Origin of the sequence: Pseudomonas jessenii (genome assembly GCF_002236115.1) — a bacterium.
Classification (GTDB): Bacteria; Pseudomonadota; Gammaproteobacteria; order Pseudomonadales; family Pseudomonadaceae; genus Aquipseudomonas; species Aquipseudomonas jessenii.
In genome coordinates this window covers 257166-270828 of sequence record NZ_NIWT01000005.1, presented here as the reverse complement: position 1 = coordinate 270828, position 13663 = coordinate 257166, and the positions used below count along the sequence as shown (strand labels likewise).

At 61.0% G+C, this 13663-nt stretch carries 15 protein-coding genes; 8 read left to right on the top strand and 7 right to left on the bottom strand.

Translation table 11 applies throughout. The annotated features are described in order from the left end of the window. Positions 1-90 precede the first annotated feature (90 nt). The 5 genes from PSJE_RS18000 to PSJE_RS17980 are packed head-to-tail and all read right to left on the bottom strand — an operon-like array spanning position 91 to position 5438. Positions 91-930: an AraC family transcriptional regulator gene (locus tag PSJE_RS18000; RefSeq protein WP_057712902.1), complete on the bottom strand. Its 840-nt coding sequence runs from the start codon at positions 928-930 to the stop codon at positions 91-93. 3 nt (positions 931-933) lie between these two features. Beyond that, positions 934-1932, bottom strand: coding sequence for a hydrolase (locus PSJE_RS17995; protein WP_090457712.1), 999 nt, complete (start codon positions 1930-1932; stop codon positions 934-936). A 56-nt stretch (positions 1933-1988) separates the two neighbouring features. Further along, entirely contained in the window at positions 1989-2600 is a 612-nt protein-coding gene (gene rsmD, locus PSJE_RS17990; RefSeq protein ID WP_090451960.1) for a 16S rRNA (guanine(966)-N(2))-methyltransferase RsmD, read from the bottom strand. After that, positions 2600-4090, bottom strand: coding sequence for a M16 family metallopeptidase (locus PSJE_RS17985; RefSeq protein WP_090451958.1), 1491 nt, complete (start codon positions 4088-4090; stop codon positions 2600-2602). Before PSJE_RS17985 ends, rsmD begins: the two co-directional genes overlap by 1 nt. After that, positions 4083-5438, bottom strand: coding sequence for a M16 family metallopeptidase (locus tag PSJE_RS17980; RefSeq protein ID WP_057712905.1), 1356 nt, complete (start codon positions 5436-5438; stop codon positions 4083-4085). The genes PSJE_RS17985 and PSJE_RS17980 overlap by 8 nt, the downstream gene beginning before the upstream one ends. Positions 5439-5780: 342 nt before the next feature. Here PSJE_RS17980 and ftsY point away from each other — a divergent pair, with 342 nt between their 5' ends. The 4 genes from ftsY to rpoH all read left to right on the top strand — a co-directional run bounded on the left by ftsY (position 5781) and on the right by rpoH (position 9975). Beyond that, complete coding sequence (gene ftsY / locus PSJE_RS17975) at positions 5781-7313, top strand: signal recognition particle-docking protein FtsY (RefSeq protein ID WP_090451956.1); 1533 nt, start codon at positions 5781-5783, stop codon at positions 7311-7313. Further along, a complete protein-coding gene (ftsE, locus tag PSJE_RS17970; protein WP_007975383.1) occupies positions 7310-7981 on the top strand; it encodes a cell division ATP-binding protein FtsE in 672 nt (223 codons plus the stop codon). Before ftsY ends, ftsE begins: the two co-directional genes overlap by 4 nt. Continuing rightward, the gene (gene ftsX / locus PSJE_RS17965; protein ID WP_057712907.1) at positions 7978-9000 is read left to right on the top strand and encodes a permease-like cell division protein FtsX; all 1023 of its coding nucleotides are present in this window, start codon (positions 7978-7980) and stop codon (positions 8998-9000) included. Before ftsE ends, ftsX begins: the two co-directional genes overlap by 4 nt. 120 nt (positions 9001-9120) lie before the next feature. After that, a complete protein-coding gene (gene rpoH / locus PSJE_RS17960) occupies positions 9121-9975 on the top strand; it encodes an RNA polymerase sigma factor RpoH (RefSeq protein WP_007975386.1) in 855 nt (284 codons plus the stop codon). 202 nt (positions 9976-10177) lie between these two features. Here rpoH and mtgA read toward each other — a convergent pair whose 3' ends face one another. Continuing rightward, positions 10178-10900, bottom strand: a complete 723-nt coding sequence (mtgA, locus tag PSJE_RS17955) for a monofunctional biosynthetic peptidoglycan transglycosylase (RefSeq protein ID WP_057712908.1) — start codon at positions 10898-10900, stop codon at positions 10178-10180. A gap of 74 nt (positions 10901-10974) precedes the next feature. On the opposite strand from mtgA, the gene PSJE_RS17950 reads away from it, so the two are divergent. From PSJE_RS17950 to trmB, 4 genes are all read left to right on the top strand, one after another. Continuing rightward, positions 10975-11355, top strand: a complete 381-nt coding sequence (locus PSJE_RS17950; protein ID WP_057712909.1) for a DUF423 domain-containing protein — start codon at positions 10975-10977, stop codon at positions 11353-11355. Positions 11356-11426: 71 nt separating this feature from the next. Beyond that, positions 11427-11627, top strand: a complete 201-nt coding sequence (thiS, locus tag PSJE_RS17945) for a sulfur carrier protein ThiS (protein ID WP_007953386.1) — start codon at positions 11427-11429, stop codon at positions 11625-11627. 60 nt (positions 11628-11687) lie between these two features. Beyond that, positions 11688-12482, top strand: a complete 795-nt coding sequence (locus PSJE_RS17940; protein ID WP_007975390.1) for a thiazole synthase — start codon at positions 11688-11690, stop codon at positions 12480-12482. A 9-nt stretch (positions 12483-12491) separates the two neighbouring features. Next, positions 12492-13217, top strand: a complete 726-nt coding sequence (gene trmB / locus PSJE_RS17935) for a tRNA (guanosine(46)-N7)-methyltransferase TrmB (protein ID WP_057712910.1) — start codon at positions 12492-12494, stop codon at positions 13215-13217. A 117-nt stretch (positions 13218-13334) separates the two neighbouring features. Here trmB and PSJE_RS17930 read toward each other — a convergent pair whose 3' ends face one another. Continuing rightward, positions 13335-13658 (bottom strand): DUF3392 domain-containing protein, encoded by a 324-nt coding sequence (locus tag PSJE_RS17930; protein WP_090451954.1) that lies wholly within the window; start codon positions 13656-13658, stop codon positions 13335-13337. Positions 13659-13663: the final 5 nt, after the last annotated feature.

Here is a 13663-nt window from a genome sequence, read left to right as displayed (position 1 = left end):
GCCATTACATTCAATATTGATGCTGATTGTTAAGCCGCCATCGCGAGCAAGCTCGCTCCCACGGGGATGGATGGGGTTTGTGAGACCACATCATGCCTCAAGTCCCCGCTTTGCACTGCGATACGCCCCCGGTCCAACCCCATACACCTGCTTGAACTGCCGGCTCAGATGGCTCTGGTCGGCAAACCCCAGTTGCATCGCGACTTCCAGCGGCAGACAACCACTTTGCAGCAACGCCCGCGCCCGGGCGATGCGCTGTTGCATCAGCCAGGTGTGCGGCGGCATACCGGTGGCCCGGCGGAACACCCGGGCGAAATGGAATGGCGAGAGATTGACCGCCGTCGCCAGCGCTTCCAGTGAGGGCGGTGCTGCCAATTGCGAGTGCAGCAATTCCTTGGCCAGGCTTACGGCACGGTGTTCCTTGCCGGGTTTGCCGGCATCAGGCACCGCCGCATGACGCTGCAACAGCGACAGCACCAGTTCACGCCAGACCGTTTGTTGCTGCAATGCGCTGGCGGGGCTTTCCAGCAAGCGGTGAAGTTGGCAGAAGCCGTTCACCAGATCCTGGTCGCGATACAGCGTGGCACCGAAGGCCGGCAAGTGGTGGGTTGGCAGTTCGAGTTCGGCCAGCAGCGAGGTCATCTGCCCGCTGTCCGGATAGAACGCCCGGTAAAGCCAGCCATCCTCGGTGCCTTTGTGACCGGTGTGCAGTTCATCAGGGTTGATCAGCACCAGCGTGCCGCTGCCCGCCAGGTGTTCAGCGCCGCGATAGCGATAACGCTGGGCGCCGGCCATGATCATGCCGATCACATAGCCGTCATGCACATGTGGGGCGAAACGATGGTCGATGTAGCGGGCGGACAATAACTCGACCCCGGCCAGTGGCGGGGTTTGCCAGAAGTGGATTGATTCGCCTTGGTCAGCGTCCATGATTCAAGAGTGCCCTATGGCGGCCAGCCACTCGGGGATACGTCGCTCCAGGTAGTAACCCGGTTGCCTGAGCGTACCGTCGACGAAGCCGACATGCCCGCCATTGGCTTGCAGTTCGAATTGCGTGCAAGCGGACAACTCATCGACCTGCGGCAGGCTGTGGGGAAACACGAAGGGGTCGTCGGCGGCCTGAATCATCAAGGTCGGCGTACGAATTTCGCCAAGGAAATAGCGGCTGGAGGCGCGGCGATAGTAATCCTCGGCATCGGCGAAACCGTGCAGTGGTGCAGTGACGCGTCCGTCGAAATCCCAGAACGTGCGCATGTTTTCCAGGGATCCGAGGGCCGCCAGGGCTGCCAGGCCCTCCTCGCGTCCGTCATGCTGGAATTGCCGCTGCTTGTTCTTGATGTAGGCGACCATCTCGCGCATGAAATGCGCCTGGTAAACCTTGGAGAAGCCTTGCCCGATACGGTCGGCGCACTGGTCCAGGCGGAACGGCACCGACACCGCCACAGCGCCCGTCACGCCGCTGTCGCTGCCGGTTTCGCCCAGGTGCTTGAGCAGGACATTGCCACCCAGGGAGTAACCCACCGCATACAGTGGCGCGAGAGGTCGTTTGGCCCGCAAGTGCCTGATGGTTTCGGCCAGGTCTTCGCTGGCGCCGGAATGGTAGCTGCGCGGTAACAGGTTGGGTTCGCCCGAACAGCCACGCCAGTTCAGTGCGACGCTCGCCCAGCCTCGGTCACCCAGGGCTTTTTGCATGCCGGCGACATAAGGCGAATTCGAGGACCCGGTGAGCCCGTGCAATACCAGCACCAACGGTGCGTCGGCGCTGTGCGGGCCGTGCCAGTCGAGATCGAGAAAATCGCCGTCTTCAAGCCAAAGACGCTCGCGTTCGCGACCGATGTGCACGGTTTTACGCCACAGCGGCCCCCACAAGGTTTGCAAGTGCGGATTGCCGAGGCCGAAGGCGGGGGTGAAGCGTTCTGGCGGATGAGACACGATCATTCTCGATGCAGCGGTGCGTAGCGGGTACGCACCTTTTTCAGGTCGGTCGGTTAACCGACGATCTCTGCCATACGTTGCCACAACGAGTAGTAGACGCGCCCGGATTTCTGCTCCCGGTGCAGGCGCCAGTTCTGCGGCAGGCCCAGGGTCGACGGTGCCGACTCGCTTTCGGTGTACACCCAGGCGTCTTCGGCCAGCCATTGACGCTCTTCGAGCAACTTGCAAACGGCGGGCAGCAGGTTCTGGTTGAACGGTGGATCGAGGAACACCAGGTCGTAGGCCATTGCGGTCTGGGTTTCCAGGTAGCGCAGGGCGTCGGCGGTCTGGACCTGGCCGTTGGTGCAGCGCAATGTACCCAGGTGCTCCTTCAGGCTGGACACCGCGATGCTGCTGGCGTCCAGCGCCTGGCCCATGGCCGCGCCACGGGACAGGGCTTCGAGGAACAGCGCGCCGCTGCCGGTGAACGGGTCGAGCACCTTGGCGCCCGGCACGTAAGGCGCGAGCCAGTTGAACAGGGTTTCACGCACGCGGTCCGGCGTCGGGCGCAGGCCCGGGGCGTCGGGGAAGCTCAGCTTCCGGCTGCGCCATTCGCCGCCGATGATGCGCAGCTGGTTCACGCCGTTGTGGACGTTGCGGGCAGGTTTTTTCGAATGAGTAGCCATTAATGCTCCGGAACCCCGAGCGGCTGCTCGGAAGGTTTATCAGTAGGGGCCGGTAACGGCTTTTGCGGCACGGTCGGGCCAGCGCTGACGATGACCATCTTGTTCGTGCTCAGGTGTTTGTTCATGGCGGCTTTGACCTGCTCGACGGTCAGGGACTGGGACTGTTGCATGAAGTCCTCCAGGTGACTCAACGGCAAGTTGTAAAAGCCGATGGCGCCCAGTTGGCCGACGATATCGGCGTTGCTGGCGGTGGACAGCGGGAAGCTGCCAGCCAGTTCGCGCTTGGCGTCGTCGAGCTCTTTTTCGGTCGGGCCGGTTTTAAGGTAGTCGGCCAGCACGTCCTGCACCAGTTTCAGGGTGCCCTCGCTCATCTCGGCGCGGGTTTGCAGGTTGATCATGAACGGGCCACGCGCCTGCATCGGCGTAAAGCCCGAATACACGCCGTAAGTCAGGCCACGCTTCTCGCGCACTTCGCTCATCAAGCGGGTGCCGAAGCCGCCGCCACCGAGAATCTGGTTACCCATGGACAATGCAGCGTAGTCCGGGTCATCGCGATCGATGCCCAGTTGCGCGAGCATCAGGTTGGTCTGCTTGGACGGGAACTCGATATGGCCGACGCTGGCCTTGGGCTCAGCGGGTTGCGCAATTTTCGGCAAGGCCGGGCCTTTGGGCAGGGCGCCGGAAACCTGGGCGGCAATCGCTTCGGCTTCCGTGCGGGACAGGTCGCCGACCAGTGCGATCACCACGTTACCGGCTGCGTAGGCTTTCTCGTGGAAAGCACGCAGCTGGGCCTGGGTAATCGCCGGTACGGTTTTCGCCGTGCCGTCGCTGGCGTGTGCATACGGGTGATCACCGTACAAGCGGTTCATCAGCTCCAGGCTCGCCAGTTTGCCGGGGTTCTGTTTCTGGTATTCGAAACCGGCAAGCATCTGGTTCTTGATGCGGGCCAGCGAATCGGCAGGGAAAGTCGGCTTGCCGATGACTTCGGCGAACAGCTTCAGGGCCGGCTCGCGCTTGTCCTTGGCACTCAGGCTACGCAGCGAAGCGATTGCCATGTCCTTGAACGCGCCGTTGCCGAAATCGGCGCCCAGGCCTTCGAAGCCCTGGGCAATGGCACCGACGTCTTTGCCGGCCACGCCTTCGTTGAGCATGGCGTTGGTCAACACCGCCACGCCCGGTGCATCGCCGTCCTGGCTGCTACCGGCAGCGAAGATCAGGCGCATGTCGAACATCGGCAGCTCATGGGCTTCGACAAACAGCACCTTGGTGCCTTCGGCGGTGTTCCAGGTCTGCACGTCCAGCTTGCGGTGGTTCGGTGCCTTGCCGTTGAGTTCGGTCAGCGACTGCAGTTTCTGACTGGCCTTGGCCTTGTCGAGGGCTTCGCTGGCATTGGTTTCGACAGAGCGCGACAAATAGAACGCTGCGGAACCGATAACGGTGACGGCGATCAGGCCGATCAGGGCCAGGCGGGAGGGTTTACGCTCACTCATGAGTCGTCTCCAGAGGCAGTACATGGGCGACGCTGAGACGTTCGCGAGTGAAATACAGCTTGGCGGCTTTCTGGATATCTTCCGGCGTGACGCTTTCCAGATCGGCCAGTTCGGTGTCCATCAGTTTCCATGACAGCCCGACTGTTTCCAGTTGGCCGATGGCGGTGGCCTGACTGGTGATCGAGTCGCGCTCGAAGACCAGGCCGGCGATGACTTGTGCGCGTACGCGCTCCAGCTCTTCAGCGGTTGGCGCCGTGGTTTTCAGCTGGTCGAGCAGCTTCCACAAACCGGCTTGCGCCTGGGCGATGGTCTTGTGTTTCTGCGAGTTTGGCGATGCCGACAGGGTGAAGAGACTGTCACCACGGGTATAGGCGTCGTAACTCGACGAGCCGCCGGACACCAGTTCTTCTCCGCGCTCCAGTTGCGTCGGGATACGTCCGCTGTAGCCGCCGTCGAGCAGTGCGGAGATCAGGCGCAGGGCATTGACCAGGCGCTTGTCTTCGGCTGTGGCGATGCTCGGCACGTTGAAGGCCAGCATCAGGCTAGGCAGTTGGGTCTGCACGTGCAGGGTGATCTGGCGCTCGCCCGGTTCGGCCAGTTCCAGCGGTTTTTTCGCGGCGGGCACTTCACGCTTGGCGATCGGGCCGAAATAGCGTTGGGCCAGGGTTTTGACTTCGTCCGGGGTGACATCGCCAACTACCACCAGCGTGGCGTTGTTGGGCACGTACCAGGTTTCGTACCAATGGCGCAGCTCTTCGACTTTCATCCGCTCAAGGTCGGCCATCCAGCCGATGGTCGGTGTGTGATAGCCGCTTGCCGGGTAAGCCATGGCCTTGAAACGCTCGTAGGCCTTGGCCATCGGCTTGTCGTCGGTACGCAGGCGACGCTCTTCCTTGATGACCTCGATTTCCTTGGCGAACTCGTCGGGCGGCAGGCGCAGGCTGGCCATGCGGTCGGCTTCCAGTTCGAAGGCCACGCCCAGGCGATCCCGGGCCAGCACCTGGTAATAGGCGGTGAAATCATCGCTGGTGAATGCGTTCTCTTCGGCGCCGAGGTCGCGCAGGATCAGCGAGGCTTCGCCGGGGCCGACTTTCTCGCTGCCTTTGAACATCATGTGTTCCAGGGCGTGGGACAGGCCGGTATTACCCGGTGTCTCGTAGCTGGAGCCGACCTTGTACCAGACCTGGGAAACTACCACGGGCGCACGGTGGTCTTCGCGCACGACCACCTTCAAGCCATTGTCGAGAGTGAATTCGTGGGTGGGTTGCGGGTCGGCAGCCAGGGCCGAAAGGGGCAGGCAAACTGTGCTGAGCAGCAGGCCTGCGGCGCGGCGGGCAAGAGCATTCATTCGTTTTCAAACCTTTGGGGCTGCCCGCTTGTTCTTAGCGTCAGCGGGCGAGAGGGTGCTAGGATACTGATCCGTTTTACTGGCGGCCACGCCTATCAGGCCTTTGCGTTTGATCAGGTTGTATGGGTTTGCAGCAGAAGGTTGGAATTTATCAACTAAACTCTGCTTTTTCGCCGATTTTGCTGCTTTAGTCCTTCGTAAAAGCGTTTCCGTGAGGTGCCGTTCGCACCTCGACAAAATGTTGCGCGTGAACAAGCTGGGTCAATCGCAGTCTGTTCTGCATCGAATATTTATTTGCCGGGGCGCCATTGGCGCGTCGCTACCGTGAGATAGCCGTCCTCCATGTTTGGTTCCAACGACGACAAGAAGACCCCAGCTGCGGCTGGCGAGAAGAAAAGCCTGTTCGGATGGCTGCGCAAAAAGCCGCAGGAACCCGTCGTCGAACAGCCACAAGCCATTCCTGAACCTGCGCAGACACCGGTCCCGGTAATAGAAGAAACGCCCGCGCCGGTTGTTCTGCCGATTGCCGAGCCGTCGCTGCAACCCAAGGTTGAAGCCGTTCCCCAGCCAGTCAGCGAAATCGTCACCGAACAGCCTCCGGTCCCGACGGCCGAACCGTGGTTGACCCTGCCAGTGGCCGAAGAACCCGTGGCATTGGTCGAAAATGACCTGGCTCCTCACGTGACACCACCGATTCCGGCTCCGGCAGCGTTTACGCCTGCACCGGTTCACGCGCCTGTGGTCGAACCGATTGTTCAGCCAGTCGTCGTGGCCGAGCCTGTGCCCGTTGTCAGTCAGCCAGAGGTTCCGGTATTCGTTGCTCCGGTTGCTCCGGTTGCTCCGGTTGCTCCGGTTGCTCAAGCACCGGCACCCGCTCCGATTCCTGAGCCGATCGCGGCGCCCGTCGAAGCTCCGGTCGAGCCGGTACGCACCGAAGAAACCAAGGCCGGTTTCTTCGCCCGCCTCAAGCAGGGCCTGTCCAAGACCAGCGCCAGTATCGGCGAAGGCATGGCCAGCCTGTTCCTGGGCAAAAAGGTCATTGATGACGAGTTGCTCGAAGACCTCGAAACCCGTTTGCTGACCGCCGACGTGGGTGTCGAAGCCACCTCGGTGATCATTCAGCGCCTGACGCAGAAGGTTGCGCGCAAGGAGCTGGCCGATGCCGATGCCCTGTACAAATCCCTGCAAGCCGAGCTGGCAGCGATGCTCAAGCCTGTCGAGCAGCCGCTGAAAATCGCCTCGCAAAACAAGCCGTTCGTGATTCTGGTCGTCGGCGTCAACGGTGCCGGCAAGACCACCACCATCGGCAAACTGGCGAAGAAACTGCAGCTGGAGGGCAAGAAAGTCATGCTCGCCGCCGGCGACACCTTCCGTGCCGCGGCGGTGGAGCAATTGCAGGTATGGGGTGAGCGCAACAAGATCCCGGTGATCGCGCAGCACACTGGTGCCGACTCGGCCTCGGTGATCTTCGACGCCGTGCAGGCCGCCAAGGCCCGTGGCATCGATGTGCTGATCGCCGACACCGCCGGCCGCCTGCACACCAAAGACAACCTGATGGAAGAGCTGAAAAAGGTTCGCCGGGTGATTGGCAAGCTCGACGCTGACGCACCTCACGAAGTGCTGTTGGTGCTTGACGCCGGTACCGGCCAGAACGCCATCAACCAGGCCAAGCAATTCAACCAGACCGTCGAACTGACCGGCCTGGCGCTGACCAAGCTCGACGGTACCGCCAAAGGCGGGGTGATTTTCGCCCTGGCCAAGCAATTCGGCCTGCCGATCCGCTACATTGGCGTCGGCGAAGGCATCGACGATTTGCGTACCTTTGAAGCAGAACCCTTTGTCCAGGCATTGTTTGCCGAGCGGGAGCGTTCATGATTCGTTTCGAACAGGTCGGTAAACGCTACCCGAATGGTCACGTCGGCTTGCATGAGCTGAGCTTTCGAGTCCGTCGTGGTGAGTTTTTGTTTGTCACCGGCCATTCCGGCGCCGGTAAATCCACGCTGTTGCGCCTGTTGCTGGCGATGGAACGCCCGACCAGCGGCAAGTTGCTGCTCGCCGGGCAAGACCTGAGCACCATCAGCAACGCGCAGATTCCTTTCTTGCGTCGGCAGATCGGCGTGGTGTTCCAGAATCACCAGTTGCTGTTCGATCGCACGGTGTTCAATAACGTCGCGTTGCCTTTGCAGATCCTGGGGCTGTCCAAGGCCGAGATCGCCAAGCGCGTGGACTCGGCACTGGAGCGCGTGGCGCTGTCGGATAAAACCGATCTATACCCGGGTGACCTGTCCACCGGTCAGCAACAGCGCGTCGGCATCGCCCGCGCCATCGTTCACCGTCCGGCCTTGCTGCTGGCGGATGAGCCGACCGGTAACCTCGACCCGCGCCTGGCCGCCGAGATCATGGGTGTGTTCGAAGACATCAATCGCCTGGGTACCAGCGTGCTGATCGCCAGTCACGACCTGGCCCTGATCGCCCGCATGCGCCATCGCATGCTGACCTTGCAACGCGGTCGATTGATCGGTGACGGGGAGGCCGCGGTATGAGTGCAACACGTAGCCCCAAGGTTTCCGAGCGTGTGGCCCCGAAGGCCGCCGATCCGCAGCCGCAAAAGAAAAAACACGACGATGACGACGGGCCGGACTTTGCCACGTTGTTCCGCGCCTGGATCGAAAGTCATCGCGCCAGTCTGGTGGACAGCCTGCGCCGCCTGGGCAAGCAGCCTATCGGCAGTTTTTTCACCTGCATGGTGATGGCGGTAGCACTGAGTTTGCCCATGGGGCTGTCACTTTTGCTAAGTAACGTCGAGCGTCTGGGTGGTTCCTGGCAGCGTGCGGCGCAGATTTCCCTGTATCTGGATCTTGAGGCCAAGCCGGCCGAAGGCGAAGCGCTGCGCGATCAGATCAAGGGCATGCCTGGCGTCGCCGAGGCCGAATACGTTGGCCGGGATCAGGCGCTGGAAGAGTTCCAGCAACAGTCCGGGCTGGGCGAGGCGCTCAAGGAGTTGCCGGAGAACCCGCTGCCGGGCGTGGTCCTGGTGACGCCGACTGAAGTCGACAAGCCGGCCCTTGAAGCATTAAGACAAAAACTATCCGAGCTGCCGAAGGTACAACAGGCGCAACTTGATTTAGTCTGGGTCGAGCGTCTGGCAGCCATCCTCAAGCTGGGTGACCGTTTTGTCTTCGGTCTGACCGTGCTTCTGGTTTCTGCATTACTTTTGGTGATAGGCAATACCATTCGTCTTCATATTGAAAACCGCCGCACAGAGATAGAAGTGATTAAACTGGTCGGCGGCACTGACAGCTATGTGCGCAGGCCCTTTCTGTATATGGGCGCGCTGTATGGCTTCGGTGCGGGGATTCTGTCCTGGGGCGTTCTGGCGTTCGGCCTTGATTGGCTGAACGACGCGGTGGTGGGGCTGGCCGGTTTGTACGGCAGTGATTTTGCGCTGGCTGGAGTGCCAGTTGCCGACGGTCTGTCTCTCTTGCTTGGCGCGGTGCTGTTGGGGTATATCGGTGCATGGATTGCAGTCGCACGCCACCTGAGGGAGCTTGCGCCTAAGTAGTATCATTTTGCTCGTATTGACCTTTCAGCGTTTTTGGGTTTTAGGGAACTTGTCTTTCGGTTTCCGGTCAATTTTCGCAGTGCTGAACTGCACGAGTTTGTAAGTCGGAGGTTTTTTCGTATGACCAATTCTTTGCAACCTGCATATGCTCTGGTCCCGGGTGCGAACCTGGAGGCCTATGTGCACACCGTCAACAGCATTCCATTGCTGTCGCCGGAGCAGGAGCGTGAACTGGCCGAGAGTCTCTATTATGAGCAGGATTTGGGGGCGGCTCGGCAGATGGTGCTCGCCCACCTGCGTTTTGTCGTACATATCGCCCGTAGCTATTCCGGCTACGGCCTGGCTCAGGCTGACCTGATCCAGGAAGGCAACGTCGGCCTGATGAAGGCCGTGAAGCGCTTCAACCCGGAAATGGGCGTGCGCCTGGTGTCCTTTGCCGTGCACTGGATCAAGGCGGAAATCCACGAGTTCATCCTGCGCAACTGGCGCATCGTGAAAGTCGCGACCACCAAGGCCCAGCGCAAGTTGTTCTTCAACCTGCGCAGCCAGAAGAAACGTCTGGCCTGGCTGAACAACGAAGAAGTCCATCGCGTAGCGGAAAGCCTGGGTGTAGAGCCTCGGGAAGTACGCGAGATGGAAAGCCGCCTGACCGGCCATGACATGGCCTTCGACCCGGCTGCCGAAGCGGACGACGATAGTGCATTCCAGTCGCCGGCCAACTATCTGGAAGACCACCGGTACGATCCGGCCCGTCAACTGGAAGATGCCGACTGGAGCGACAACTCCAACCACAACCTGCACGAAGCGCTGGAAGTGCTGGACGACCGCAGCCGTGACATCCTCTACCAGCGCTGGCTGGCGGAAGAAAAAGCCACGCTGCACGACCTGGCGCAGAAGTACAACGTGTCGGCCGAGCGTATTCGTCAGCTTGAGAAAAGCGCGATGAACAAGCTCAAGTTGTCGATCGCTGCGTAACTGGCGAGCAGGCAATAAAAAACGCCCCGATCATTGATCGGGGCGTTTTTGTTTGTGCCTACTATTCCTGATTCGCGCCCCAATCCCTGTAGGAGCGAGCCTGCTCGCGATGGTCGTGAACGATAACGCGTAAAGCCAGATGCCCAGCGGTGCCCTTGGGTTTTTCGCGAGCGGGCTCGCTCCTACAGGGGAAGGCGTCTTTTTATTGGGCCCAAGGCGCCCGGCGCGAATCGTTCAGCCCGACCAGATAGCTGTCGCCACCTAACTGGCTCATCTGTCGCCGAATCCAGCCTGCGCGTCGCGCCACGTAAGCGGTCGGATGGCTCGCACTCCACACGCGAGGGTTGGGCAGTACAGCGGCCAACAAACTCGATTGCTGACGGCTGAGGTTCCTGGCGCTCACGCCAAAATGATGCCGGGCCGCCGCTTCGGCGCCAAACACGCCGTCATCCCACTCGACACTGTTGAGGTACACCTCAAGAATCCGTTGCTTGGGCCAGAACACTTCGATCAGTCCGGTGAACCAGGCTTCCAGGCCTTTGCGCAGCCAGCTGCGGCCAGACCACAGGAACAGGTTTTTCGAGACTTGCTGGCTGAGGGTGCTGGCGCCACGGATCGAACCGCCGCGCTCGTTATGGGCAAACGCCGCCTGAATCGCGCCGATATCGAAGCCCCAGTGCTCCGGGAATTTCTGGTCTTCGCCGGCAATCACCGCGACTTTCAGGTCATCGGAGATCTCGTCCCAGGGTTTCCAGGTCCGTTGCAGGTCGATGGGTTCGCCGTCAAACCAGGATTCGATCTTGCGCTCGACCATCAGCGTCGTCCCCGGTGGTGGCACTACGCGAAAGATCAGCACCAGCAATACGCTGCCACCCATGAACCAGAGCACGGCCTTGGAGAAATGACGGAAATAGATACGCAGCATAGAGATGGCTTGGCCGAACCCGTTGAGCGGGCCATTATACAGACCCTTTGGATCGAAACTGACTGGAGTTCTGCATGCTGCGTGGCTTTCTGATGCTGGCCGCTTTTTTCGGCTTCACCGGTGTCGGCCTCGGGGCCTTTGCCGCCCATGGCCTGAAAAACCGTCTGACACCTGAGTATCTGACGATTTTTCATACCGGCGTCACTTACCAACTGGTGCACACCCTGGCGCTGCTGGGCGTGGCGCTGCTGGCCACGCAGATTCCCGGCCGTTTGCTCACGTGGGCCGGCGCATCCTTTGCCATCGGCATTCTGCTGTTCTCCGGCAGCCTTTACGTGCTGACGCTGACCGGTATCAGCAAGCTTGGCATTGTCACCCCGTTCGGCGGCCTGGCCTTCCTCGCGGGCTGGCTCTGCCTGGGCCTCGCCGCCTGGCGCTTGCCGCTGACCACTTGACGCTTATTGCTGACCTTTAGGTCACGATCGGGCTAGAATGCCAGCCCCTAAAAATGATGGCGGCATCCGGCATGCGCATTCAGTTGAACGGCGAATCCTTTGAACTGCCCGACGGTGAAACCGTTGCGGCCCTGCTGACCCGTCTGGACCTGACCGGTCGCCGGGTGGCGGTCGAACTCAATCTGGATATCGTCCCGCGCAGTCAGCACGCAGACACCACGTTGAACGACGGCGACAACGTCGAAGTGGTACACGCCATCGGCGGCGGCTAGCAGCCTCGCCCCAGTGGCCACAGAATTCTGCAAGTACCTCACCCCTACAGAGGATTTCCCATGAGCATCGTTCGCAGCGACAAGCCTTTCGTCCTGGCCGGTCGTACTTACCAGTCGCGTTTGCTGGTCGGTACCGGCAAGTACCGTGACATGGAAGAAACCCGCCTGGCCATCGAAGCCTCGGGTGCCGAGATCGTCACCTTCGCCGTGCGCCGCACCAACCTTGGCCAGATCGAGGGCGAGCCGAACCTGCTCGAAGTGCTGTCGCCGGATCGCTACACCTTCCTGCCGAACACCGCCGGTTGCTATGACGCTATCGAGGCCGTGCGCACCTGCCGCCTGGCTCGTGAGCTGCTCGATGGCCACAACCTGGTCAAGCTGGAAGTACTGGCGGATCAGAAAACCCTGTTCCCCAACGTGATCGAAACCCTCAAGGCCGCCGAAACGCTGGTCAAGGAAGGCTTCGACGTGATGGTCTACACCAGTGATGACCCGATCATCGCCCGTCAATTGGCGGAAATCGGTTGCATCGCGGTGATGCCGCTGGCCGGTCTGATCGGCTCCGGTCTGGGGATCTGCAATCCATATAACCTGCAGATCATCCTCGAAGAAGCCAAGATCCCGGTGCTGGTGGATGCTGGTGTCGGTACTGCTTCCGACGCCACTATCGCCATGGAACTGGGTTGTGATGCCGTGCTGATGAACTCGGCCATTGCCCACGCCCAGCAGCCGGTCATGATGGCCGAAGCCATGAAACATGCGATCGTCGCAGGCCGCCTGGCCTACCTCGCCGGCCGCATGCCGAAAAAACTCTATGCCAGCGCCTCTTCGCCGCTGGATGGTCTGATCAAGTAAGAGCCATTGATGACTGAATCGAACGACACGCCTATCCAGACGGAAGAAGGCGACGAGCGCCAACACCGCCGCATCAAGAGTTTCGTGATGCGCGCCGGGCGCATGACCGAAGGCCAGCAAAAGGGCCTGGAGCAGGGCACTCCGCTGTTCGTGCTGCCGCTGGCCGACGCGCCGGTGGATTTCGACCAGGTGTTCGGTCGCTCGGCACCGCGCTCGCTGGAAATCGGTTTCGGCATGGGCCATTCGCTGCTGGAAATGGCAGCGGCTGCGCCGGATCAGGATTTCATTGGCGTTGAGGTTCACCGTCCGGGTGTCGGAGCGCTGCTCAACGGCGTGCTGACACAAGGCCTGACCAACCTGCGGGTCTACGATTGCGATGCGATCGAAGTGCTCAACCGCTGCGTGGCCGATAACAGCCTCGATCGCCTGATGCTGTTTTTTCCGGACCCGTGGCACAAGAGCCGTCACCACAAGCGTCGTATCGTTCAGGCGTCCTTCGCTGAGTTGGTGCGCAGCAAGTTGAAGGTTGGGGGCATTCTGCACATGGCCACTGACTGGGAACCGTACGCCGAATACATGCTGGAAGTGATGAACGTCGCGCCGGGTTACCGCAACCTTGCCGAAGACGGCAAGTGCGTACCACGCCCGGCCGAGCGCCCGATCACCAAGTTCGAACGCCGTGGCGAGCGTCTTGGGCATGGGGTGTGGGATTTGAAGTTCGAGAAGCTGGCGTAAAACCTGTGGGAGCGAGCTTGCTCGCGATGGCGGCCTGGCAGTCAACAGAGATGTTGGATGTTATGGCCTCATCGCGAGCAAGCTCGCTCCCACAGTTGTTTTAGGGTGTGGCTGAGATCAGCGGCGGTCAGCGACCACGCCAAGCAACACCAGCACCACCAGCAAAACCGGCGCCAGGCTGTAGTTGTTGAACTGGCTCAAGCCGCGCACGACCCACGGCGTGGCATAGATCAGTGCCGCGCCGCTGCCGATCATGCACAGCAGGGACATCAGCGGCACACGCAAGGCGCCGGCAATGCTGCCCAGGCGTTGCTCGACCCAGCCTTTGAAATCCGCACCAAACAGCACCAGCAGGCAGCCCACCAGGGCCAGGGCGATTTCCGAGAGGTTGCTGCGGCTCCAGCGAGACACAGTGGCAAGCAGGTCGAGTACCAAATCCATTCGAT